Here is a 22,888-nt window from a genome sequence, read left to right as displayed (position 1 = left end):
CATGGCCGAGGTAATCACAGCATACGAGTTCGTGCCGGCGATCGCGGCGCTACCGTTCGTATCGTTCCTGGTCGCCCTGCTCTTTGGCGACTACATGCCGAAGAAAGGCGCCCTCGCGGGCATCTTCGCGATGGGCTTCTCGCTGCTGCTGTCGTTCTGGGCCGTCCTGAACGTCGCCGGCATCTTCCCGTTCGGGCCGGGCGCTGAGACGGCCCACCACGAGACGATCTGGACCTTCGCTTCGGGGGTCAACACCTTCGACCTCCAACTGGGCTACTTCGTCGACCCGCTGTCGGCGCTGATGCTCACCATCGTCTCGCTGATCTCCCTGCTCGTGTTCGTCTTCTCGCTCGGCTACATGAACGACGAGGGCGAAGGCGGGCTCCCGCGGTACTACGCCGAGCTCTCGCTTTTCAGTTTCAGCATGCTCGCCTTCGTGATGGCCGACAACATCCTGATGGCGTTCATGTTCTTCGAGCTGGTCGGCCTCTGTTCGTACCTGCTGATCGGCTTCTGGTTCCGCGAGGACGGTCCGCCGAGCGCCGCGAAGAAGGCCTTCCTGGTCACCCGCTTCGGTGACTACTTCTTCCTCGTCGGCGTCGTCGGCATCTTCGCGACCTTCGGGACCGGCCTGTTCGTCACCGAATCGGGCTTCCCACACCTCGCGGAGCAGGCGCTCGCTGGTGAGGGGGCGGTGACCACCTACCTCGGCCTGGGCGAGCAGGCCTGGTTCACGGTGCTGGGCGTGCTCGTGCTCGGCGGGGTCGTCGGCAAGTCCGCGCAGTTCCCCTTCCACACGTGGCTCCCGGACGCGATGGAAGGCCCGACGCCCGTCTCGGCGTTGATTCACGCGGCGACGATGGTCGCGGCTGGTGTCTACCTCGTCGCGCGGATGTACGGCTTCTACCTGCTCTCGCCGACGGCACTCGCCATCATCGCGCTCGTGGGCGGTTTCACCGCGTTGTTCGCGGCGACGATGGGCGTCGTCAAGCGCGAGATCAAGCAGGTGCTCGCGTACTCGACGATCTCACAGTACGGGTACATCATGCTCGCGCTGGGGTCGGGCGGGTACGTGGCCGCGGTCTTCCACCTGACCACCCACGCCGTGTTCAAGGCGCTCCTCTTCCTCGGCGCGGGGTCGGTCATCATCGCCATGCACCACAACGAGAACATGTGGGACATGGGCGGACTCAAAGACGAGATGCCCGTGACGTACTGGACGTTCCTCTCGGGGTCGCTGGCGCTGGCGGGCATCTTCCCGTTCGCGGGCTTCTGGTCGAAAGACGAGGTGCTGTACGAGGCGCTCATCCACGGTCTCGGCACTCCGGTGCTGCTGGTCGCGTGGGCGATGGGCCTGCTGGCCGTCTTCGTGACCGGCTTCTACACCTTCCGGATGGTCTTCCTGACCTTCCACGGCGAGCCACGGAGCGAGACCGCGGCGGACCCCCACGGCGTGCGCTGGAACGTGAAGGTCCCGCTGGCGGTGCTCGGCGTCCTCGCGGCGACCATCGGCTTCATCAACATGGTTCCGGTCGCGAAGTTGACGGGGCTGCACATCGACTTCCTGCACAAGTGGCTGGTCGGCTCCGAGGCGCTCAACGCGGAGTTCCTGACCGGGCTCGAACACTACGAGCCGATTCTGAAAGACGTCGCCGGAATCGAGGCGACCTACATCGCGGGCGGCGAGATCCCGACGTTGTTGATCTCGGCCGCGCTCTCGCTGGGGCTGGCCCTGGCGGGCGCGGGACTGGCGTACAAACTCTACAACGTGGACGAACCGACCGAGCACACGGCCAAGCTCGGCGGGTTGCAGACGCTGCTCATGCACAACTACTACCAGGACGAGTATCAGGTCTGGTTGGCACGGGGTGTCACGGTGCCGCTCGCGAAGGCGGCGGACACCTTCGACCAGTCCATCGTCGACGGCGTCGTCAACAGCATCAGTAGCATCAGCCTGTTCTCGGGCGAGCGCCTCCGGCGCATCCAGACGGGCGTGGTGACCAACTACGCGGCCCTGCTGACGCTGGGGCTGGTCGTCCTGCTGGTCGCCTTCGGCGTCGTCGGGGGGTGGTTCTAGATGCAAATCGAAGCACTCCTCGCCGCCTCCCTGGTCGGGGCCTTCCTCGTGTTCTTCGCGCCCGACGAGTACGCGGGGAAGTTCGCGGCCGTCCTCAGCCTGGTCCCGACGGTTGGCAGCCTCTGGATGTACGCCAACTTCGACGGCAGCGGGAACGCCCTGCTCGCCGACGGCGAACTGGCCTTCGAGACGATGGCCCAGTGGATCAGCTTCGGTCCCTACACGCTGAACTGGCACGTCGGCCTCGACGGCATCTCCATGCCGCTCGTGGTGTTGACCACGGTGTTGACGACGCTGGCGATCATCAGCGCGTGGACGCCGATCGACGAGCGCCAGTCGCAGTTCTACGGCCTCGTGCTGTTCATGGAGGCGAGCCTCATCGGCGTGTTCGCCGCGCTCGACTTCATGGTCTGGTTCGTCTTCTGGGAGGCCGTGCTGGTCCCGATGTACCTGCTGATCGGGGTCTGGGGCGGCCCGCGCCGGAAGTACGCCGCGATCAAGTTCTTCGTCTACACGAACGTCGCCAGCCTGGTGATGTTCGTCGGCTTCTTCGCCCTCGTGTTCGGCCTCGGCGGGTCGATCACGACGCTCGACATGCCGGCCATCGCGCAGGCGCTGAACAGCGGCCAACTCGGCTCGCTAGCGGGGATCGGCCCGGCACAGCTGAAGCTGGTCGCGTTCATCGCCATGTTCGCCGGCTTCGCGGTGAAAGTGCCCATCGTCCCGGTCCACACCTGGTTGCCGGACGCACACGTCGAGGCACCGACCCCGGTGTCGGTGCTTCTGGCCGGCGTCCTGCTGAAGATGGGGACCTACGCGCTCCTGCGGTTCAACTTCACGATGCTCGCGGACGTGGCCGCCGTGAACGCGGAGATCATCGCCATCTTCGGCGTCGCGAGCGTCATCTACGGGGCGCTGCTGGCGCTGGCCCAGCAGGACCTCAAACGGATCGTCGCCTACTCCTCCATCTCGTCGATGGGGTACGTCATCCTCGGACTGGTCGCGTTCACCCCACACGGGATGGGCGGGGCGACCTTCCAGATGGTCAGCCACGGGCTGATCTCCGGGCTGATGTTCATGGCCGTGGGCGTCATCTACAACGAGACCCACACCCGGATGGTCGGCGACATGTCCGGGATGGCCGACCGGATGCCGGTCACCGTCGGCGTGTTCGTGGCCGCGGCCTTCGGCTACATGGGGCTGCCACTGATGAGCGGGTTCGCCGGCGAGGTGCTCGTGTTCATCGGCTCGTTCCGGTCGACGGTGCTCGCGGCCGCGCCGATCTTCACCGGGCTGGCGATGTTCGGCATCGTCATCGTCGCCGGCTACCTGCTCTGGGCGATGCAGCGCACGCTCTTTGGCGCGTACGAGCTCGAAACCGACTACGAGATCGGCCGCGCGCCGGTCCACGACGTGGCACCGCTCGTGGTCCTGCTCGTGCTGGTGATCGCGCTCGGTGTCGCGCCCGACCTGTTCTACAAGATGATCCAGGATGCCGTTGCGGGGATGCCCGCACTGGGAGGTGGTGCATAGATGTCGTCGATCCAGGTACTCGCACAGGCGGGCGGTGAGGCCGCCACGCCACTGCCCGACTGGACCGCGCTGGCGCCAGTCTTGCTGTTTGGCCTGACCGCGCTCGCCCTACTGGTCATCGACAGTGTCGACCCCGAATCGACGTATCCGGCCTTCCTGGCGGCCGTCGCCACGGTCGGGACGCTCGCGGCGACGCTCGTCTCGGGCTGGTACCTGATCGCGGGGACGGGGATGCCCGGAACCGGCGGCGCGATCGAACTGTTCGGCGGGCAGATCGTCGTCGACGGGATGAGCCTCTTTTTCACGTTCCTGTTCGGGAGCGTGGCGGCACTGGTCTGTATCGCCAGCTACGACTACCTGAAGGGGCAGCGGTACGAGGCGGAGTACTACGCGCTCGTGCTCATGGCGACGACCGGGATGGCGCTGATGGCCTCGGCCAACGGCCTCGCGGTCGCGTTCGTGAGCCTCGAACTGCTGAGCCTCCCCTCCTATGCCCTCGTGGCCTTCCTGAAGGACAACCGCGGGAGCGTCGAGGCGGGGCTGAAGTACTTCCTGATCGGCGCGCTGTCGTCGGCGGTGTTCGCCTACGGCATCTCGCTGGTGTACGGCGCGGTCGGGCGGCTCCAGCTCGACGCCATCGCCGAGGCGCTGACCACGGCCGGCCCGGCCGACGCCGGCATCCTCGGCGTCGGTATCCTGATGGTCGCGGGCGGCTTCGCGTTCAAGACAGCCTCCGTTCCCTTCCACTTCTGGGCGCCGGAGGCCTACGAGGGCGCGCCCGCGCCCATCTCCGGGTTCCTCTCGTCGGCCTCGAAGGCCGCCGGGTTCGTGCTCGCGTTCCGCGTGTTCACTATCGCCTTCCCGCTCGAAATCGTCGCGGCGACGCTCGACTGGGGCGTCGTGTTCACCGTCCTCGCCGTCGTGACGATGACCATCGGGAACTTCGCGGCGGCGACCCAGGAGAAGGTCAAGCGGATGCTCGCGTACTCCTCGGTCGGGCACGCGGGCTACGCGCTCATCGGCCTGGCCGCGCTGTCGGGCGCGACCGACAGCGGCTTCGTGCTCGGGGCGAGCATGATGCACCTGCTCGTCTACGGCTTCATGAACACCGGCGCGTTCCTGTTCGTCGCGCTGGCCGAGTACTGGGGCGTCGGGCGTACCTTCGAGGATTACAACGGCCTCGCGACGCAGGCCCCGGTGGCCTGTACCGCGATGACCGTCTTCCTGTTCAGCCTCGCGGGCCTGCCGGTCGGCGGGGGCTTCCTCTCGAAGTACGCCCTGCTGGCGGCCACGGCCAACGCCGGCGCGTGGCTGCTCGGGGCGGCCCTCGTCGTCAACAGCGCGCTGTCGCTGTTCTACTACACGAAGGTCGTCAAGGCGATGTGGATCGAGGACCCCGTCGACGGACTGGAGATCGACAGCTACCCGACGGGCCTGTACGCGGCCGTCGTCGCCGCCGCGGTGATGACGTTCCTGCTCCTGCCCGCGTTCAACCCAGTCTCCTCGACGGCCGTCGACGCCGCCGCGGCGCTGTTCTGAGCGGCCGGCAGTCGTCGTTTTTCGCCCGCGAACGAAAAGCGCCAAGTCGCGGGTCGCCGGAACTGGGAGTATGAAAGCGACGGCGAAAGCCCACCCGATCCAGGGGCTCGTGAAGTACCACGGGATGCGCGACGAGGAACTGCGGCTCCCCTATCACGACTCCATCAGCGTCTGTACGGCTCCGAGCCACACGGTGACGACCGCCGAGTTCGATCCGGGCCTGGACGAAGACGTGTACGTCATCGACGGCGACCAGGTCGGCGGCCGCGGCGCCGAACGCATCGACGCCGTCGTCGACCACGTCCGCGAGTTGGCCGGCATCGACCACCACGTCCGCTTCGAGTCGGAGAACTCCTTCCCGACGAACATCGGCTTCGGCTCCTCCTCGTCGGGTTTCGCCGCCGCAGCGCGTGCGCTCACGGCCGCGGCCGACCTCGATATGACACGGCCCGAGATTTCGGCGGTCGCCCGCCGCGGCTCCTCGTCGGCGGCCAGGGCCGTCACCGGCGCGTTCTCCCATCTCCGGACGGGGCTGAACGACGAGGACTGTCGCTCCGAGCGCATCGAGACCGACCTCGAGGACGACCTCCGGGTCGTCGCCGCGGAGGTGCCGGCCTACAAGGAGACCGAAGAGGCCCACCGCGAGGCCGCAGACAGCCACATGTTCGAGGCGCGGATGGCCCACATCCACGGCCAGATCGCCGAGGCGCGGGACGCGCTCCGTGCCGGCGACTTCGACCGGGCGTTCGAACTGGCGGAACACGACTCGCTATCGCTGGCGGCGACGACGATGACCGGCCCCGCCGGGTGGGTCTACTGGCAGCCCCGGACCATCGAGGTGTTCAACGCCGTCCGCGACCTCCGCGAGGCGGGCGTGCCGGTCTACTTCTCGGTCGACACGGGCGCGAGCGTCTACGTGAACACGACCGCCGACCACGTCGACCGCGTCGAGGCGGCCGTCGCGGACTGTGGCGTCGACACGCACGTCTGGGGCGTGGGCGGTCCCGCGCGCGTGCTCGAGGCGGACGAGGCGCTGTTCTGAGCGGCGTCCCGTTCCGGGCGTCGGGGCACCGGTTCGACACCCGCCGCGAGCGGCAGGTTTTACCGGACGGCGGCCTACCTCACGGTATGCGAGTCGCCGTGTTCGGGGCCGGCTACGCCGGTCTCACTGCCGCCCGACGCCTGGAACGGAATCTCCCTCCCGAAGCCGACCTCGTGGTCGTCGACCAGCACGACTACCACCTCGTCCTCCACGAGATACACCGGGCGATCCGCCGACCCTCGGTCGCCGACGCGCTCCGCGTCCCGCTCGAAGAGCCCCTCGACTGGGCGACGATCCGTGAGGCCCGCGTCACCGACATCGACCCGGCGGCCGGCGAGGCCACGCTCGACGGCGAGGAGACGCTCGACTACGACGCCGGTATCGTCGCGCTCGGCTCCGAGGCGGCCTTCTACGACCTCCCCGGCGTGGAGGCGCACGCGACGCCGCTGAAGAGCCTCGACGATGCGGCCGACATCCGGGCGGACTTCCTCGACGCCGTCGACGAGGGCGGCGAGACGACGGTCGTCGTCGGCGGAGCGGGCCTCTCGGGCGTCCAGACGGCCGGCGAACTGACGGCACTGGCCCGGGAGGAGGGTGTCGCGGAGGAGGTAACGGTCCATCTGCTCGAACAGGCGGCCGCGGTCGCGCCGAACTTCCCCGAGAACTTCCAGCGGACGGTCGCGGACGAACTGACCGAGCGGGGCGTGACGATCCGGACGCTCGCGACGGTCACGGAGGCGGACGAAAAGACGGTCACGCTCGACGATGGAACGGAAATCGACTCCGACGTCTTCGTCTGGACCGGCGGTATCCGCGGCCCGGACGCCCTCGACGGAGAGCGGCCAGTCGTGAAAGCACGGCTCCGGCTGGCGGACGACACGTTCGTCGTCGGTGACGCCGGGCGCCTGGTGGATGCCGACGGGTCGGCCGTCCCGGCCGCCTCCCAATCCGCGATCAGGGCCGCGCGCGTGGCCGCCGAGAACGTCGAACGGCTCGTCGAACACGAACTGGCGGGCGGAGCGGGATTCGAGCCCCGGCTGGACGCCTTCCAGTTCGACTCGCCGGGCTGGCTGGTCTCCGTCGGCGACGGCGCGGTCGCACAGGTCGGCGGCGTCGTGCTGACCGGTCCGGCGGCCATCGCGCTCAAGACGAGCATCGGCGCCGGCCACCTGACCTCCGTCGGCGCCATCGAGCAGGCCGTCGACCTCGTCACCGAGGAACTCGACCTCGCGACGGGCGCGAGTCCCGACGCGGACGTCCCCGACGACCCGGTCGACACCCTCGACTGGAACGACGGCGACGCGGAAAACGGCGGAGCGGAGTAACCGAGCCGATCAGGTGGATTGCAGTGCGAGTTCGGGTGTCGTCCAGACGACGAAGTCGTCCTCGTCCTCGCGGTTGATGACGCCGTTGATGTGTTCGGCGTCCTCGTCGGGCGATTCGTTGACCTCGTCCTCGGCGACGGGCGTGACCTGACGGACCTCGTCGACGACCCAGCCGAGATGGCCCTGTTCGTCCATCTGCTCGGAGTCGAAGACGATGATGAGTTTGCCCCGGCCCTCGTCGCCGACGTCGAGGGCGTCTTTCGGGTTGATGATCGCAGTCACCTGCCCGCGGAGGTCGACGACGCCCTCGACGTAGGACGGCGAGTTCGGCACCCTGGTCATGTTCTCCAGTTCGACGATCTCCTCGATGTAGTCGATATCGAGACAGAACCGCTCGTCGCCCAGCTCGAACTCCAGGACGCGCGTCCGGTCGTGGGTGGCGGCGGTCCGGCGGCCGGCCGCGGCGGCCGCGCGGGCGGCTGCGACGGTCCCTTCGGCGTCGATGGCCTCGTCGTCCTCGGCTACGGTGGTCGCCTGGTCCGGGATCGCGAACGTGGCGCCGCCGAGGCCCGCGACCGCGTTCTCCGCGTCGCCTGCGGATACCGACTCCGCGACCCCCGACTGCGTCTCCGCGATGTCCGCAGCGACGTCCGTCGGGTCGTCGTCGGTCGCGGCGTCTGCCGCCGCGGCATCCGATTCTGCGTCGACGGTGAGTTCGTCGGTGGCGTCGTCGGCCGCCGTCTCACCGTCGCCGTTCGACGCCTCGAACTCGAAGCCGCCGGCGTCCGTGGTGGTCTCCCCGACGGCGTCGGTCTCGCCCGACTCCGGATCGGTCGTCCCGTCGACCGTCGCCGACGACCCCACGTCGTCACCGTTCTCCGCGGCCGGGTCGCTCGCCGACTCGTCGGCCGCCGCCGACTCGTCGCTACCGGCGGCGTCGGCGTCAACGGTGGTACCGGCGTCCGCGGCGTCGCTCTCGGGGTCGCCGTCGTCGGGTTCCTCGACCGGCTCCGGGTCGCCGTCGTCGGACTCCCCGACCGTCTCGGTGTCGCCGGCGCCGTCCGTGCGAGAGCGGCGTCCCTCGCGCATCCGTCTGATTCGATCCGCCCGTTCCATTCGGTCGTCGTCTGAATCCTCGTCAGTCATGCTGTAACCTCCTCGACGTAGCCGAAGCGCTCGTCGAGCGTCGTCGCGATGTCGGTGAACACGTCCGCCATGTCGACCGTCGGGTCGTACCGGAACAGCGACTCGCCCTGCGAGAACGACCGCTGGAGGGCGACCCGCTTGCGGACCGCCCAGACCGGCACGTCCGAAAAGACCGTCTCGAGCCACTGGAGCATCTCCTCGTCCTCGTTGGTCGACTCGACGCGGTTCGCGACCACGCCGAGTTCGGTGATCGAGATGCCGGTCCGGTCCTCCAGGGCCGCGATCTGGTCGAACAGGAGTTCGATGGCCCGCTCGGAGGTGGCCTCCGTCAGTGCCGGAATCAGGACGTTCCGGGCCGCGTAGATGGCCGTGTCGGTCAACTGCCCGTAAAAGGGCGGGGAGTCGACGACGACGTAGTCGTAGTCGGTCTCCAGTTCGGCGAGGGCCAGGTGGAGCGCGTCCAGCGCGTGGTCACCCTCGACGGTCGACGGGCCGGCGTTGATCGTCAGCGGCGCCAGCCCCGCCGGGTCGCCATCGAGCGTCGGGTCCGCGGCCAGTTTCGCCATCACGTTCGCCAGCGTCAGCTCGTGCTCGGCCTGGAGCATATCGATGTTGCTCGGCACCACGTCCATCTCCGGGTGGGAGACGACGATATCCGACAGCGCGTCGCGCTGCTCGGGGTCGGTCAACACGTCGAACAGCGTCGGCGGCGCGGCGTCGTAGGCCTCGACCAGTCCGAGCCCCTCCGTGGCGTTGCCCTGGGGGTCGAGGTCGACGAACAGCACGTCCCGCCCTCGCTCGTTGAGCGCACCCGCGACGTTGATCGCCACCGTCGTCTTACCAGTCCCGCCCTTGGCGTTCGTCACGCAAATCGCCGCAGGACGGCCCTCGGCCCCGGTCATCTGTACTCACCGGGAGTCGGTCACGCCCGCTTATAAAAATAGGCTCCCGATTCTCAATCCTTGTACTGTCCCGCGGAGCGTGTCAGAACCGCGCGACAGGACCGTCGTCCGTGTCCTCGATACTGATACCGAGCGCCTGGAGTTCGTCGCGGAGGTCGTCGGCGCGCTCGTAGTTGCCGGCGTCGCGTTCGCGCTCGCGGACCGCCAGCACGAGGTCGGCCAGTTCCTGTGCGACCCGGACCTCGCCCTCGCTCGCGCCGCCGAAGACGAGGCCGAGGACGCCCTCGCCGAACTCCTCGAACGTCTCGACGGCCCGCCTGAGCGCGACGTAGTCGTACTCGTCGTGGTCGTCGACGTGGCGGTTGGCGGCGGCGGCGAGATCGAGGAGAGCCGTCGTCGCCTCGCGGGTGTTGAAGTCGTCGTTCATCGCGTCGACGAACGAGTCGCGGGCGTCTGCGACCGCGTCGCGGAGAGCCTCGTCCGTGACCTTCGTCCGGGCGTCGGTGCTGTCACAGACCTCGACGGTTCGTTCGTAGCCGCGTTCGAGTCGCTCCCAGCGTTCCGTCGCTTCGGTGATCGTCTCCTCGCTGTAGGTCGCGCTGTTGTTGTACGCCGTCGAGAGCAGGAAGGTCCGGGCGACGTTCGCGCCGTGGTCGCCGACGAACGCCGCGACGGTGGCGAAGTTGCCAAGCGAGGAGGACATCTTTTCGTCGGCAGTCTCCAGCAGGCCCACGTGGAGCCAGTAGCGGGCGAACTGCTGCCCAGTGGCGGCCTCGCTCTGGGCGATCTCGTTCTCGTGGTGGGGAAAGACGAGGTCCTGTCCGCCGACGTGGATGTCGATGGTGTCGTCGAGGTGGGTCGTGCTCATCACCGAACACTCGATGTGCCAGCCGGGCCGGCCCTCGCCCCACGGCGAGTCCCAGGTCTGGGCCGTCTCGCAGGCCTCCTCGGGCGGGGCCGCTTCCTCGTGCTGGTGGTCGGCGATGGCCCCGGGGTCGACGCCGCCGGCCTTCCACAGCGCGAAGTCGGCGGGGTTGCGCTTCTCCGACTGTTCGTCGGGGTCGCCCTGAGCGTCGATCTCGTCTATGTCCTGGTTCGAGAGCTTGCCGTAGTCCTCGAAAGTCGTCACGTCGAAGTACACCGACCCGTTGGCCTCGTAGGCGTAGCCCGTCTCGACCAGCGTCTCGACGGTGTCGACGATCTCGGGGACGTGCTCGGAGACGCGGGGGTAGACCTCGGCCCGGCGGAGGTTCAGCGAGCGCATATCGCGGATGACCTGGCCGATGTAGTGCTCGGCCACGTCGGCCTCGCTCTCGCCGTCCTCGCCGACGCGGGCGACGATCTTCTCGTTGACGTCGGTGAAGTTCTCGACGTGGCGCACGTCGTAGCCGAGCCACGACAGCCAGCGGTGCATGACGTCGACGTGAACCCAGCCGCGAGCGTGGCCCAGGTGCGGGGGGTCGGAGGTCGTCAGCCCGCAGTAGTAGAGCAGCACCGAGTCGGGATCCGCGGGCTCGAACGGCTCGCGCTCGCCGGTGAGCGAGTTCGTCACGCGAAGGGTCATTACCGGGGAGTACTCGGGCGAGCGTTTCAAGCTGGCGGTCCGTGAGTCGGGGCCTGCCGACGGCCTTTCACTCCCCGGACACCGTCTCCAGCGCCCGCTCGACGACCCGGACCGCGTCGGCCCCGTCGCGCCGACTCACGACGACGACCGCCGCGTCCTCGGTCGCGCCGGCGGCCTCGACCGTGATGTCCTCGGCAGCGAGCCCGCCGAGGACGTGTCGGAGCACCGTCGCGTCGACGGTCCCGTTCACGAGCAGTCCGGTGAACGACCCGCCACCGGCCGCGAACGCGGTGTCGCCGACCGCCAGGAGCGGGTCGGTTCCCTCGTCGGTATCGGCCCGCGCGAGACCGCTCTCCATCGAGACGCGGGCTTTTCGGCCGGCGGGGTCGTAGTCGGGCAGGTCCGCCGCGTACCGGCGGAGCGCGGCGACGACCGCCTCCTCGTCGTCGGCACCGAGATCGAGGTAGCGCGCGGCGGCCGTGTAGTTACAGACGCCGGCCCGCAACGCCTCGAAGAGGAAGGGGTTGGCCCGGACGGCCTCCCGAGTCCGCTCTGCGAGTGACATACCCGGACGCGGGCGCGCCACCGACAAAAACGCGCCGGGTATTCCGCGGTCACTCCTCGTCGACGGCCGTCTTGACGATAGTGACCGGTCGCTCGGCCATGTTCGCGACGCGGTCGGCGACGCTCCCCAGCAGGCGGCGGTACTCGCCGGACCGGTTTTTCGAGCCGATGACCGCCAGGCCGATACCGGCCTCGTCGATGTACTCGAGGATTTCGGCGTGGGGGACACCGTGCCGGACGACCGACTCCGTCGTCACATCAGCGGTCTCCGCGCGGTCGACGATCTCCGAGACCGCCTCCCGGCCGGCCTGTTCGAGCGCCGTTTCGAGACCCTCGAACTCGTGGACGTACTCGTCGCCGGGGTAGGAACTGTACGCATCGGAGTCGACGACGTAGAGAACGTGTAGCTCCGCGTCGTATCGCTGTGCCGCATCGATAGCGTGTTCGATAGCTCGGTCGACACCGGGGCTCATGTCCGTCGGGAGGAGGATTCGGTCGTACATCTCAGTCGAGAGTAGGGGCGAGAGTGTCAAATAACACTAGTGTCGTTCTCACGAGCCGGGAACCGGGAGCGACGTGGCGGCGGGCTACCACCGGGCTGGGGCCGACCGTCACTCCCGGCGAGATTCGCGTCAGCCCGCCGGTCGCAGTCGCCGGACGCCGATGGCCACGAGGAGATAGAGCGGGAGGCAGACGGCGAGGACGCCGACGAGGAGCGCCCAGTCGCCGAGTTCGAGCGGGACCGTCCCGAAGTAGCGGTTCAGCGGCGTGTACAGCACCGCCAGTTGCAGGAGTAGTGAGACGGACACGGCACCGGCGAGCCAGCGGTTCGAGAGCGTCGGCGTCTCGCGGAGCCAGCGGACCACGTACAGTTTCCCGAACTCCAGGACGACGAAGCCGGTGAACACCATCGTCAGCGCGTAGGGCGTGACCGCGGCCGCGCCGGCGAGGGTGTAGAACATCACACCGAGCATCACGGCGGTCGTGACGACCCCGGTCCCGCCGATCAGCGCGAGCATCTCCCGGTCGATGATCCCCCGGTCGGGGTCGCGCGGGGATCGCTCCATCACGTCGCCGCTTTTCGGATCGGCGCCGAGCGCCAGCGCGGGCAGGCCGTCGGTGAGGAGATTGATCCAGAGCAACTGGACGGCCGGCAGAATGAGATAGCCAAAGAGCGACGCGAGGAACACGATGGCGACTTCGGCGACGTTCGCCGAGAGCAGGTACGCGACGAACTTCCAGATGTTGTCGAAGATGGCGCGACCGCGCTCGACCGCTCGCTCTATCGTCGAGTAGTTGTCGTCGAGCAGGACTACGTCGCTGGCCTGTTTCGCCACGTCGGTTCCGCGGACACCCATCGCGACCCCGATGTCGGCGTTTTTCAGCGCCGGGGCGTCGTTGACTCCGTCGCCGGTCATCGCGACGACGTGGCCGTTGTCCTGGAGCGCCCGGAGGATACGCACCTTGTGCTCGGGCGACGTCCGGGCGAAGACGTCGACGGACTCGACCGCCTCCCCGAGTTCCGCGTCGTCCATCGCCTCGACCTCCGCGCCCTCCATCACATCCTCGCCCATGCCGAGTTCGCCGGCGATGGCAGCCGCGGTCCGAACGTTATCGCCCGTGATCATCTTCACGTCGATGCCGGCCCGCTTGGTCGCGGTGATAGCGTCGGCGACCTCCGCCCGCGGCGGGTCGATCATCCCGACCAGCCCGACGAACACGAGATCGTCCTCCATGCCCTCGGGGTCGTCGGTGTACGCCACCGCCAGCACCCGGAGGGCGTCGTCGGCGAACGCGGTCGTCCGCTCCTCGATGCGGGCCGCCACGTCGTCGGTGAGGGCGGCCGGCCCGTCCGCCGTGAGCACGCGCGATGCGTTCCCCAGAACGACTTCGGGCGCCCCCTTGACGTAGGCGCGGTCGCCGTGGACCGTCCCCATCCACTTCCGCTCCGAGGAGAACGGGACCTCGTCGGTCCGGGGATTGTCCTCGCGCAGCGTCGACACGTCGATGCCCGCGGTCTCGGCGCCGGCGACCAGCGCCCGCTCGGTCGGGTCGCCCTCCTCGGCCGTCGCGTCATTGCACAGCGCCCCGGCCCGGAGCAGGCGGTCGACGCGGTCGGACTCGTCGTCCGCCGGGCCGTCGGACACGTCGACGACGGTATCGTCGACCCAGACCCGCGAGACGGTCATGCTCCCTTCGGTGAGGGTCCCCGTCTTGTCGGTGCAGATGGTGTCGACGGACCCCAGCGCCTCGACGGCGGGGAGTCGGCGGACGAGGGCGTTCTCGTCAGCCATGCTCCGCACGCCGATCGCGAGCGTCAGCGTCACGACGGCGGGCAGCCCCTCGGGGACCGCGGCCACCGCCAGCGAAACCGCAGTGAGGCCGGTCTCGACGATGGGGGTTCCCCGGAACACGAGCAGGGGCACCACGACGACCGCCAGGAGAACGACCCCGATACCGAGGTTCCGCCCGAGGGTGTCGAGTTCGCGCTGGAGGGGCGTGTCGGTCTCCTCGGTCGCCGCCAGTTCCGAGGCGATCGCGCCCATCTCGGTGTCCTCGCCGGTCGCCGTGACGGCGACCGTTCCGTGCCCCCTGGTGACGTTCGTGCCCTTGTACACCATCGAGGTCCGCTCGGCCAGCGGCGTCTCGGGGTCGACCGCGTCCGACGACTTCCCCACCGGCATACTCTCGCCCGTCAGCGCCGCCTCGTCGACCTCCAGCCCCGTGGCGTCGAGGACCCTGCCATCCGCGGGGACGACGTCGCCGTCCGACAGTTCGACCACGTCACCGGGCACCACCTCGGTCGCGTCGACCGCCGTCGGCTCCCCGTCCCGTCTGACCGTCGCGGTCGGGACGGTCAGTTCCCGGAGCGCGTCGAGGCTCTGCTCGGCCCGGTAGTCCTGCACGAAGCCGAAGGCGCCGTTCGCGACGACGATGACGACGATGAGCACTGCGTCGACGGTGTGCCCGGCCCAGACCGAGAGGACCGCCGCGACGACCAGCACCCAGATGAGAGCGCTGTCGAACTGCGCGACGAAGATCCGGAGGGGCGACCGGGTCGTCCCGCGGGCGAACTCGTTGGGCCCGCGTGTATCGAGTCGCCGGCGAGCCTCGTCGGACGACAGCCCCTCCGCGTCCGTCTCAAGCTCGTCGAACACCTCTTCGGTGGATCGGCGATGTGCGTCGGTCACTGGTGGCTGGTCGCAGGCGATTGTCTTGTGATTTTTCCAACAGGCAGGCCGAAGACCAGGGCGGTCACTCCCGCGTGTTGACCGCGACGACCGGCACCTCGGCGTGTCTGATGACCCGCTCGGCCGTGCTCCCCAGGAGGTATCGATTGAGGCCGGTCCGCCCCTGCGTCCCCATCGCCACCAGGTCGACGTCGTTCTCGTCGGCGTAGGCCAGCACGTCGTCCGCCGGGTACCCCTCGCGAATCTCGGTGACGGCGTCGAGTCCCGCGTCACGTGCGCGCGCCGCTATCTCCTCGGTCGCCCGTTGGCCCGCGGATTCGAGGTCGGTCAGCAACTCCGTCGGCGGCGAGATACTGGGGGTCGTGGCCGCGTCACCGACGTCGATCACGTTGAGCGCGTGGACACGTGCGTCGGCGGCCGCCGCGATGGCGAGCCCGTGGTCGACGGCCGCAGTCGCCGACTCGCTGCCGTCGGTCGGGACGAGCACGTCGTCGTAGCCGTCGCCGACCCGGCTCCGGTCGGTCTCGCGGACCGTCAGGACCGGAACGGGCGCCTGCCGGACGACGCGTTCGGTCACGCTCCCCCAGACGTAGCGGCTGACGCCCGTCCGGCCGTGTGTCCCCATCGCGAGCAGGTCAGCGTCGTTGTCCTCGGCGTAGTCGAGGATCGCATCCGCAGGGCGCCCCTCGACGACGGCCGTCTCGATTCGGTCGCTCGCGTCCACCGTCGCCTCGATCTCCGCGACCGTCTCCCGACCTCGTTCGGTGAGGCGGTCGACGAACTCGTCGTCGACGCCGCCGGCCGCGAACGGCCCGGCCTCGGCCTGAATGTCGACCGCGTTGACGACGTGGACGACAGCGTCGAACGCGTCCGCGAAGTACAGTGCGTGGTCGGCCGCCCTGACCGCGTGCTCGCTGCCGTCGGTCGGGACGAGGATCGTGTCGTACATATGTTCCTCTACCGGACATTGCACACCGGCGGATTTATACCTACGTTGCCATTCCCGGACCGCGGGACCACCCGTGGGCCATCCGCCGGAGTGGCCGTCCCCCGCCGGCCGTCAGGCCGATTCGCCGCTGTCCTCGGCCAGTCCCGGCGGGAGGCCGGTGTGTCGCACCCCGGCCCACTCCTCGATCCTGAACTCGTAGATGAGCGTCTCCTCGCTCTCGCTCGCCGCCTGGAACAGTTCCGGCCGCCACCCCGGGATCGCCGCATCTTCGAGTTCCGCTCGCTTCCCGGTCGACAGTTCGTGGAGCGTTCCCTCCAGGAGCACGCTCTCCCAGTTGAACATCGTCTCGGCGCTGTAGACGAGGAAACTGGCATTGTCGGCACCCGCCGACAGATCCGCCTTCCGACTGTCTGCCCCGACTACGTAGAGAAAGTAGAGGCTCCTTCCCCCCGCGAACCCGTAGGACATCGGCAACAGGTACGGTTCGGCCGCCGTCGGGAGGCCGAGCACCCCCATGTTTCGCGCCGAGAGAAATCCCGTTATCTCCTCGTCGTCCATTCGATCCATTCCGTACTCACCGAGTTCGTCGACTGTCATCCCAGTCGATAGTTCGTTCTGACTGGTAAAATATGTGTGCACGCATGTGACATCGTGGGAGAGCACGCCCGGTTACCGGTGTGCGACGGGACACGGGGTTCGTCGGCGCGTGGCGGCCGGCGACTCAGGCACTTGCCACGGCTTCGACGGTGACCTCCCCCGTATCCGGCGTCTCGTCGATGAGGACGGCGGCCTGTCCCTCGACGACCGATTCGCCATCGGCGTCGACCACGTCCGTCGTGAGCTGGTACTTGTTCCGCCCGAGGTCGTCGACGATCTCACAGACCGCGGTCAGCCGGTCACCGATCTCGGCCGGGCCGAGAAAGGAGAGGTCCTGTGAGACGTAGATCGTGACCCCGGGGAGGCGTGCCAGCGCGGCGCTGATGAGGCCGCTCACGAGGGTCCCGTGGACGATCCGCCGGCCGAACCGCGTCTGGCTGGCGTACTCCTCGTCGAGGTGGAGACGGTTCGTGTCGCCGCTGGCGGCGGCGAAGGTCCGCACGTCCCCTTCGCGGATGGTCTTCGAGAACTCGACGCGGTCCCCGACGGAGACGGACTCGTCCGAGAGCCCCTCGCTCGTCACCTCCCAGTCGGCCTCGTCGTAGGCGGTCTCCTGGCGAGCGTAGAACTCGTGACTCCGGGGCTCGTCCCGACTGACTTCCGCGCGCTGGAGGATCTGTGGCACGTGCCGGAGGACGTCGTCGGTGCTGACGACCCCGGCCAGATCGCCGTCGTCGAGGACCACCAGGCGGGCGATGTCGTGTTCGAACATGGTTTCGACGGCGTCGCCGACGGTCGCGCTGGCCTCGACCGTCACCACGTCGGCCGACATGAACGATGACAGCGGTCGTGTTCCGGGGTCGGCGGTCGTGCCGAGCAGCGCCATGAAGTCGTCGCTCGTGACGATACCGGCGACGGACCCGTCGTCGACGACGACGAGCGAGCCGACTTCGGCTTCGAGACACCGATTCGCGGCGTCCCTGGCCGTGAGGTCGGGCGTAGCGGTTTCGACGGGACTGCTCATGACGTCGTTAACACGGATCGGGAAGGCCATATTTGGGCTTCGATTCCGGGGGAAAAGAAGTTATCTCCCTATCGGTTTGCTGCCGGGAACGGGCGAGCCGATAGGGGGGAGTCCCCGTACGGACGGTCACACGTTCGCCTCCCGAGCGAAAGCGGGGAAATATATGTACGTCGGCGACGACTCCCCGTCCGTGTACGAACGCATACTCGTCCCGACCGACGGCAGCGTCGGCTCGGCACACGTCGCGATGCAGGCCATCGACCTCGCCGAACAGTACGACGCGGCGATCCACGTCGTCCACGTCATCGAGGAACCTGCTTCGTCGCTCGTCTCGGGCGGAGAGAGCCGTGACAAACTCGAGGAGCGTGGCGAACAGGCCATCGAGCGCGTCGAGACGATGGCGCGTATCCACGGCATCGACGTCGAGACGGAACTTCTGGAAGGGAGTCCCGCGGACACGATCCTGAACTACGCGGAGGAAGCGGACATGGATCTCGTCGTCACGGGGACGCACGGCCGCTCGGGCGTCAAGCGCCACATCATCGGGAGCGTCGCGGAACGGCTCGTGCGTCACGCGACCTGCCCCGTCATGACGGTCCGGCTCCCCGGGTCCGACGAGACGGTCGACGGGAAGGAACACGCACGAGAACTCGCCGAAGAAGCGATTGCCGACGAGGGACACGACGCGGCGATCACGGGCGTCGACCGCCAGGTCAGCGTCTGGGTCGTCGAGGCCGAGTCCGACACGGAGTCGCTCGTCGTCTACGTCGACCCCGTGACCCAGCGGACGAGCGTCGTCGTCCGCGACTGAACACCGGGGCGGGGAGTCACCGACCCTGGACGGGAATCGGTGCGAGCCGGACCGTCTCGCGGCTGACGGTCGCGTTCCCGCCGACGTCCTCGACCGCGAGGACCTGGATGGCCCGGGGCCGATCGCCCGCCGGCAACGACCACTGACCGGTCACCGTCTCCGTCTCGCCGGGCGGGACGGTCACGCTCGCGGAGTTCGAGACGGTCTCTCCGCCGGTCGTCTCGACGGTCCCCAGCTGGAACTGGTAACTGCTGTTTGCCGTGTTGTTGACCGTGACCGAGAGCGTCAGCGTCCACGTCTCCCCGGTCGCCTGAACCGAGGCCGTCCTGAGCGTCTCCCGCTGTGGCGTGGCGGCGAGCAGTTCGTCGCCGACACCGACGCCCGCGGTCGTCGTCGCCGTCCCGTCCGGTGTCACTGTGCCACCGTCGTCGCCGCCGCCACCGAGGAGCGTGCTGCTCAACAGCCCGCCGAACGTCAGCCCCTCGATGACGAGGGGGACGGCGAGCGCGAGAACGACGACGATCCGGATCAGCCGCTTGCGCCGCCGTTCGTCCGCCGAATCCTGCGTATCAGTCGTCACGTGTCGAGTGGTGTGAATCGAATGGTCGTAAGTCGGTTCCCGAACGGGTCAGAGCAGCATCGGGACGGCCGGGACGCCCGGTGAGAGGACGCCGTCGGCAGCCATCGCCCCGAGCGGGAGGCCGTAGGTCAGCACGACGAGCAGGACGGCGATGACCGCCCAGAGTTTGAGGTTGTCGAGCACCTGCGGCGAACTCTCGGCCGGCGAGAGCGGCGTCGGAATCGCGCCGTTGACGCGGAGCCGCTCGCTCCGGGCGCTCAGCCACGTCGCGCCGACGACGTAGAGGAACATGAGCAGGGAGATGAAGAGGATCGTCCCGCCGATGGCGATCTGGAGACGCATCTCGCTGACGCCGCCGACGACGCCCTCGAAGCCGATTCCCTGGTTCGGGTAGGTCGGGTCCGCAGTGCGCCGCGGGATACCCGCCAGGCCGGCGCGGTGCATGGCGTTCGACATCAGCACCATGCCGACGAACCAGAGGTACGGCTGGATGGACGCCATCGTGTACTTCTGGAGACGCTTGCCCGTCAGCTGCGGGAGCAGCCAGTAGGTGATCGCCATCGCCGTCAGCGCGAAGGCGGTCCCCACGGTGAGGTGGAAGTGGCCGGGCACCCACAGGGTGTTGTGGATGAGGTAGTTGATGCTCATCCCGGCGTTGATCATCCCCGAGAAGCCGCCGGCCGCGAACATCAGCCCCGCGAGCGCACAGCCGGAGAAGGCCGGGTTGTCCCACGGGAGAGCTTTCAGCCAGCCGAACAGGCCCGTCCCGCCGCTCTGGCGGGCGCCGTGTTCGAGACTAGCCACGACCGTGAAGGCGGTCAGCAGGCTCGGGAGCAGGAGAAACATCGTGTTCGTCATCGCGACGAACTTGAAGCCCTCCGCGATGCCGGGGTCGACGTACTGGTGGTGGAAGCCGGTCGGCGTCGAGAGGACCAGAAAGAGGACGAACACGATCCGCGCGAGGCCGTCACTGAACAGCCGTCCACCGGCCAGTTTCGGCATGATCGTGTACCACACCAGATAGGCCGGCATCAGCCAGAAGTAGACGACCGGGTGCCCGAAGAACCAGAACAGCGTCCTGGTAAAGAGGGGGTCGACCTGGCTGATGATACCCAGCGACCACGGGATGAGGAAGACGACGACCTCGACCGCGACTCCGATGGTACAGAGGTACCACATCAGGAAGGTCACGAGGACCATGAACGACCGGAGCGGGATGCGCTCGTTGGGGTTCTCCTGGCGCCAGTCCCGATACATCAGGAAGTAGTTCGCGCCGGCGACCCAGGAGCCGACGATGATCAGCGCGGCGCCGATGTAGAAGATGACGTGGGCCTGCATCGGCGCGTAGAAGGTAAAGAGCACGTCCGCCGAGGCCGGAATCTCCTGGATCAGGCCGCCGATGATCGCCACGGCAGCCAGCACGGTCCCGAAGAGGATCAGTCCGAACCACGCCATCGAGAGTTGCGGGCGCGGGAGATCCATCTCGAAACTGTCGGTGACGGCCCAGAGGAACAGGCCGGCGATGAAGAAGGTGGTGAACACGAGCACCATCAACACGCCGTGGCCGGTCAGGATGGTGTAGTAGTCCGCGTTACTGATGATCTGCACGTAGCCCGTGCGGTGGAGCGCCTGGATGACGCCGAACAGTCCACCGCCCGCGAGCGCGGCGAACGCGACGGCGAAACACCAGCGGACGATCCGCGCGGAACTGGGGTAGCGGTGGACGAACGCCTGCCGGTCCTCCGGTGGTGTCGCGTACTCCTCGTCAGTGCCGGTTTCGGTCGTCGTGTCGTCTATAGTCGCCATCTAGGTTCCCTCCAGCGTCGATTCGTTGAACTCGGACTGTGGCACGACCTCGATGGTCCCCGCCATCGTGTGGTGGGCAGCGCCACAGTACTCGTGACAGACGATTCCGTGCTCGCCGGTCTCCTCGAACCGGGTGGTGAACTCCGCGACCTGGCCGGGGATGACCATCGTGTTGACGTTGGTGCCCACGAGTTGGAAGCCGTGGACCACGTCGGCGCTGGTCACGTAGAAGGTCACTTCCGACCCGGCCGGCACCTGGATGGGTTCGTTCGTACCCGGCTCGAACAGGAACTGCTTCGCGACGACGTGGACGGTGTACTCGTTTTCGCCCACCTTCCGAACGCCGGGCGACTCGAAGCCGTCCGTCGCGTTGTAGTTCGCGTTCTGAATGTCCGTCGAGTCGACCTGTCCGCCCTGATCGTTGACCATCGCGATACCCGGCCCGGTTGCGCCGTAGACGATCGTCACGATGAGGCCGACGATCAACAGCAGTCCAGCACCGAGCCACGCTTTCTCGAATCTGTGGATTTCCATATTGCGTCCTCCGTTAGCCGATGATCGTCGGTCCGTTCCCCAGGAACTCCACGAAGTACATGAACACCCATAGCAGGGAGATGATCGCGAAGTACACGATTATCAACCCTGCCGTCCCTGTGGGATCGAACGCGTCGTGTTCGATCTCCCGTTCCGGCTCGACCTCTTCGGCCTCCGCGGTCACGAGGTCCGGCGTCGGCTCGACCCGCCGGAGCCCGCCGCCGCCCGCGGGTTCGGGCTGACTGCCGATTTCCCCGCGACGCCACATCGTCACGATCGCGAAGACGATCGGTGAGAGCACGCCCAGCACGATCGCCACGCCGAACGCTCGCAGCGCCGGCGTGAACACGAGCTGGCCGCCCTCCTCCTCGCCGCCGCCCTCGCCGCCACCGGCGCCGGGTTCGGCGGGATCGACGATGAGGCCGCCTTTCATCCCCAGCGATTCGTGGGGCGTACAGTAGTAGGTCACGACCCCGGTTTCCTCGAAGGTCCGTTCGTAGGTCGTCCCCGCCTCGGCGACTGCCTCGCCGCTGGTGAAATCGCGGTTCTCGCCGACGACGTTGTGAGCGCCGCCCTTCCCGTTCCACTCCCAGACGACGGTCGTGCCCGGGCTGATCCGGACCGCGGGCGGGCCGAACGCGAAGTTGCCGCCGTTGCCCTGGGCGCCGACGGTGATCGTCACCTCGTCGCTGCCCCGCTCGTCGACGACCGTCCCGTCGTAGTTGTCCGCGTCGTCGAGGTAGCCGCCGAAGTCGGCCGGGATGGGTGTGGGGCCGCCCCCACCGCCGCCGGAGCCGCCAACGACGACGACGCCTTTCATCCCCAGCGACTTGTGGGGCGTACAGAAGTACTTCACCACGCCCTCGTCCTCGAAGGTCCGGGTGTAGGTAGTGCCGGCCTCGGCGACGGCCGAGCCGCTGGTGAAGTCACGGTTCTCGCCGACGACGTTGTGGGCACCGCCCTGCCCGTTCCACCGCCAGACGACCTCGGTCCCGGGGTCGACCCGGACCGCCGGCGGCCCGTAGGCGAAGTTGCCGTTGTTGCCCTGTGCGCCGACGGTAATCTCGACCGAGTCCTGGCCCGTCGCGTCGACGACGGTCCCGTCGTAGTTGCTCACGTCGTCGAGGTAGCCGTCGAAGTCGCTCTGTGCCACTGCCGTCCCTGTGGCGCCGGCTCCGAGCGCCGCCGTCGCCGCCCCCGCCGTCGCCGTCCGGAGGAAGCCACGGCGCGTCGGAGCCGTACTACCTGTCGAGTCGCTCTCACTCATACTTGTGTTTAGGATCGCTCTCGCTCTCGTATCCGATGTTACGACACATTATGGTTGTGGTCATCCCTACGCCAGAGACCTGGTGCGGGTTCTGAACCGACGGTCGATCCTGTCTCCGGCCCAGTCCCTCCATACTGTGGTGGATAGTTTGTTGTATCTTAAACGCGACCTGCGTTCTCACGCGGTGGGAATCCGCTCGCAGGGTTTACTTGAGTCGGTGTCCAAACCGTTGGTATGTCGCTACGACCACAACTGCTCGCCGGGCTCGGACTGCTGGCGTTGCCGGCAGTCCTGGCCTTCTTTCTGGTGAAAGGTGAACTCGTCATCGGATTCGCCGTCGTGAACGTCCTGCTCATCGTCTGGAGCGTCTACACGATGTTCTCGCCGGTCGAGACGGAGCACGGCCACGGCCACGCAGCGTCGTGACGCCCACGCGC

General features: G+C 68.0%; 20 protein-coding genes. 7 read left to right on the top strand and 13 right to left on the bottom strand.

What is annotated here, in order from left to right:
• The first annotated feature begins 1 nt into the window (after position 1).
• From nuoL to MUG96_RS06915, 5 genes are all read left to right on the top strand, one after another.
• Positions 2-2,077, top strand: a complete 2,076-nt coding sequence (nuoL, locus tag MUG96_RS06935; protein WP_373222093.1) for an NADH-quinone oxidoreductase subunit L — start codon at positions 2-4, stop codon at positions 2,075-2,077.
• Entirely contained in the window at positions 2,078-3,610 is a 1,533-nt protein-coding gene (locus tag MUG96_RS06930; protein ID WP_246987758.1) for a complex I subunit 4 family protein, read from the top strand.
• On the top strand, positions 3,611-5,149 hold the full coding sequence (locus MUG96_RS06925) for an NADH-quinone oxidoreductase subunit N (protein ID WP_246987756.1): 1,539 nt from the start codon (positions 3,611-3,613) through the stop codon (positions 5,147-5,149).
• Between the two features lie 70 nt (positions 5,150-5,219).
• Positions 5,220-6,191, top strand: coding sequence for a phosphomevalonate decarboxylase MvaD (gene mvaD / locus MUG96_RS06920; protein WP_246987755.1), 972 nt, complete (start codon positions 5,220-5,222; stop codon positions 6,189-6,191).
• Positions 6,192-6,277: 86 nt separating this feature from the next.
• Positions 6,278-7,516 (top strand): NAD(P)/FAD-dependent oxidoreductase, encoded by a 1,239-nt coding sequence (locus MUG96_RS06915; RefSeq protein ID WP_246987752.1) that lies wholly within the window; start codon positions 6,278-6,280, stop codon positions 7,514-7,516.
• Positions 7,517-7,525: 9 nt separating this feature from the next.
• Here the strand turns inward: MUG96_RS06915 and MUG96_RS06910 are convergent, their stop codons facing one another.
• The 9 genes from MUG96_RS06910 to MUG96_RS06870 all read right to left on the bottom strand — a co-directional run bounded on the left by MUG96_RS06910 (position 7,526) and on the right by MUG96_RS06870 (position 17,453).
• Complete coding sequence (locus MUG96_RS06910) at positions 7,526-8,662, bottom strand: chemotaxis protein CheW (protein WP_246987750.1); 1,137 nt, start codon at positions 8,660-8,662, stop codon at positions 7,526-7,528.
• A complete protein-coding gene (locus tag MUG96_RS06905; protein WP_246987748.1) occupies positions 8,659-9,564 on the bottom strand; it encodes a ParA family protein in 906 nt (301 codons plus the stop codon). The genes MUG96_RS06910 and MUG96_RS06905 overlap by 4 nt, the downstream gene beginning before the upstream one ends.
• Before the next feature lie 82 nt (positions 9,565-9,646).
• The gene (gene cysS, locus MUG96_RS06900) at positions 9,647-11,128 is read right to left on the bottom strand and encodes a cysteine--tRNA ligase (protein WP_246987746.1); all 1,482 of its coding nucleotides are present in this window, start codon (positions 11,126-11,128) and stop codon (positions 9,647-9,649) included.
• A 67-nt stretch (positions 11,129-11,195) separates the two neighbouring features.
• Positions 11,196-11,693: a DUF7523 family protein gene (locus MUG96_RS06895; protein ID WP_246987744.1), complete on the bottom strand. Its 498-nt coding sequence runs from the start codon at positions 11,691-11,693 to the stop codon at positions 11,196-11,198.
• 49 nt (positions 11,694-11,742) lie between these two features.
• The gene (locus MUG96_RS06890; protein WP_246987743.1) at positions 11,743-12,195 is read right to left on the bottom strand and encodes a universal stress protein; all 453 of its coding nucleotides are present in this window, start codon (positions 12,193-12,195) and stop codon (positions 11,743-11,745) included.
• Positions 12,196-12,324: 129 nt separating this feature from the next.
• On the bottom strand, positions 12,325-14,883 hold the full coding sequence (locus MUG96_RS06885) for a calcium-translocating P-type ATPase, PMCA-type (RefSeq protein WP_246987741.1): 2,559 nt from the start codon (positions 14,881-14,883) through the stop codon (positions 12,325-12,327).
• A 64-nt stretch (positions 14,884-14,947) separates the two neighbouring features.
• Positions 14,948-15,832 carry a universal stress protein gene (locus MUG96_RS06880; protein ID WP_246987739.1) on the bottom strand — a complete coding sequence of 295 codons (885 nt, stop codon included), beginning with the start codon at positions 15,830-15,832 and terminating at the stop codon, positions 14,948-14,950.
• A 111-nt stretch (positions 15,833-15,943) separates the two neighbouring features.
• Entirely contained in the window at positions 15,944-16,429 is a 486-nt protein-coding gene (locus MUG96_RS06875; RefSeq protein ID WP_246987737.1) for a pyridoxamine 5'-phosphate oxidase family protein, read from the bottom strand.
• Positions 16,430-16,553: 124 nt separating this feature from the next.
• Positions 16,554-17,453 (bottom strand): CBS domain-containing protein, encoded by a 900-nt coding sequence (locus MUG96_RS06870; RefSeq protein ID WP_246987735.1) that lies wholly within the window; start codon positions 17,451-17,453, stop codon positions 16,554-16,556.
• 190 nt (positions 17,454-17,643) lie between these two features.
• Between MUG96_RS06870 and MUG96_RS06865 the strand changes: the two genes are divergently transcribed.
• A complete protein-coding gene (locus tag MUG96_RS06865; RefSeq protein ID WP_246987733.1) occupies positions 17,644-18,264 on the top strand; it encodes a universal stress protein in 621 nt (206 codons plus the stop codon).
• 16 nt (positions 18,265-18,280) lie between these two features.
• Here MUG96_RS06865 and MUG96_RS06860 read toward each other — a convergent pair whose 3' ends face one another.
• From MUG96_RS06860 to MUG96_RS06845, 4 genes are read right to left on the bottom strand one after another with little or no spacing between them, the layout of a single operon-like run.
• A complete protein-coding gene (locus MUG96_RS06860; protein WP_246987731.1) occupies positions 18,281-18,844 on the bottom strand; it encodes a hypothetical protein in 564 nt (187 codons plus the stop codon).
• 48 nt (positions 18,845-18,892) lie between these two features.
• Positions 18,893-20,650 (bottom strand): b(o/a)3-type cytochrome-c oxidase subunit 1, encoded by a 1,758-nt coding sequence (locus MUG96_RS06855; protein WP_246987729.1) that lies wholly within the window; start codon positions 20,648-20,650, stop codon positions 18,893-18,895.
• Positions 20,651-21,184 carry a cytochrome c oxidase subunit II gene (locus tag MUG96_RS06850; RefSeq protein WP_246987727.1) on the bottom strand — a complete coding sequence of 178 codons (534 nt, stop codon included), beginning with the start codon at positions 21,182-21,184 and terminating at the stop codon, positions 20,651-20,653.
• 13 nt (positions 21,185-21,197) lie between these two features.
• Positions 21,198-22,451 (bottom strand): halocyanin domain-containing protein, encoded by a 1,254-nt coding sequence (locus MUG96_RS06845; RefSeq protein WP_246987725.1) that lies wholly within the window; start codon positions 22,449-22,451, stop codon positions 21,198-21,200.
• A 234-nt stretch (positions 22,452-22,685) separates the two neighbouring features.
• On the opposite strand from MUG96_RS06845, the gene MUG96_RS06840 reads away from it, so the two are divergent.
• Complete coding sequence (locus MUG96_RS06840) at positions 22,686-22,877, top strand: DUF8131 family protein (protein ID WP_246987723.1); 192 nt, start codon at positions 22,686-22,688, stop codon at positions 22,875-22,877.
• Positions 22,878-22,888: the final 11 nt, after the last annotated feature.

It is taken from the genome of Halorientalis marina (assembly GCF_023028345.1).
Lineage (GTDB): Archaea > Halobacteriota > Halobacteria > Halobacteriales > Haloarculaceae > Halorientalis > Halorientalis marina.
The sequence above is the reverse complement of the archived record's forward strand: the minus strand, read 5'-3'. Positions and strand labels throughout refer to the sequence as shown.

Excerpts from the sequence above, each read along its gene's own strand:
- MUG96_RS06845 (WP_246987725.1), bottom strand. The coding sequence starts at position 22,451 with ATGAGTGAGAGCGACTCGACAGGTAGTACGGCTCCGACGCGCCGTGGC.
- MUG96_RS06895 (WP_246987744.1), bottom strand. The coding sequence starts at position 11,693 with ATGTCACTCGCAGAGCGGACTCGGGAGGCCGTCCGGGCCAACCCCTTC.
- MUG96_RS06930 (WP_246987758.1), top strand. The coding sequence starts at position 2,078 with ATGCAAATCGAAGCACTCCTCGCCGCCTCCCTGGTCGGGGCCTTCCTC.
- MUG96_RS06840 (WP_246987723.1), top strand. The coding sequence starts at position 22,686 with ATGTCGCTACGACCACAACTGCTCGCCGGGCTCGGACTGCTGGCGTTG.
- MUG96_RS06910 (WP_246987750.1), bottom strand. The coding sequence starts at position 8,662 with ATGACTGACGAGGATTCAGACGACGACCGAATGGAACGGGCGGATCGA.
- MUG96_RS06905 (WP_246987748.1), bottom strand. The coding sequence starts at position 9,564 with ATGACCGGGGCCGAGGGCCGTCCTGCGGCGATTTGCGTGACGAACGCC.
- MUG96_RS06880 (WP_246987739.1), bottom strand. The coding sequence starts at position 15,832 with ATGTACGACACGATCCTCGTCCCGACCGACGGCAGCGAGCACGCGGTC.
- mvaD (WP_246987755.1), top strand. The coding sequence starts at position 5,220 with ATGAAAGCGACGGCGAAAGCCCACCCGATCCAGGGGCTCGTGAAGTAC.
- MUG96_RS06875 (WP_246987737.1), bottom strand. The coding sequence starts at position 16,429 with ATGACAGTCGACGAACTCGGTGAGTACGGAATGGATCGAATGGACGAC.
- MUG96_RS06855 (WP_246987729.1), bottom strand. The coding sequence starts at position 20,650 with ATGGCGACTATAGACGACACGACGACCGAAACCGGCACTGACGAGGAG.
- cysS (WP_246987746.1), bottom strand. The coding sequence starts at position 11,128 with ATGACCCTTCGCGTGACGAACTCGCTCACCGGCGAGCGCGAGCCGTTC.
- MUG96_RS06890 (WP_246987743.1), bottom strand. The coding sequence starts at position 12,195 with ATGTACGACCGAATCCTCCTCCCGACGGACATGAGCCCCGGTGTCGAC.
- MUG96_RS06915 (WP_246987752.1), top strand. The coding sequence starts at position 6,278 with ATGCGAGTCGCCGTGTTCGGGGCCGGCTACGCCGGTCTCACTGCCGCC.
- MUG96_RS06925 (WP_246987756.1), top strand. The coding sequence starts at position 3,611 with ATGTCGTCGATCCAGGTACTCGCACAGGCGGGCGGTGAGGCCGCCACG.
- MUG96_RS06870 (WP_246987735.1), bottom strand. The coding sequence starts at position 17,453 with ATGAGCAGTCCCGTCGAAACCGCTACGCCCGACCTCACGGCCAGGGAC.
- MUG96_RS06850 (WP_246987727.1), bottom strand. The coding sequence starts at position 21,184 with ATGGAAATCCACAGATTCGAGAAAGCGTGGCTCGGTGCTGGACTGCTG.
- nuoL (WP_373222093.1), top strand. The coding sequence starts at position 2 with ATGGCCGAGGTAATCACAGCATACGAGTTCGTGCCGGCGATCGCGGCG.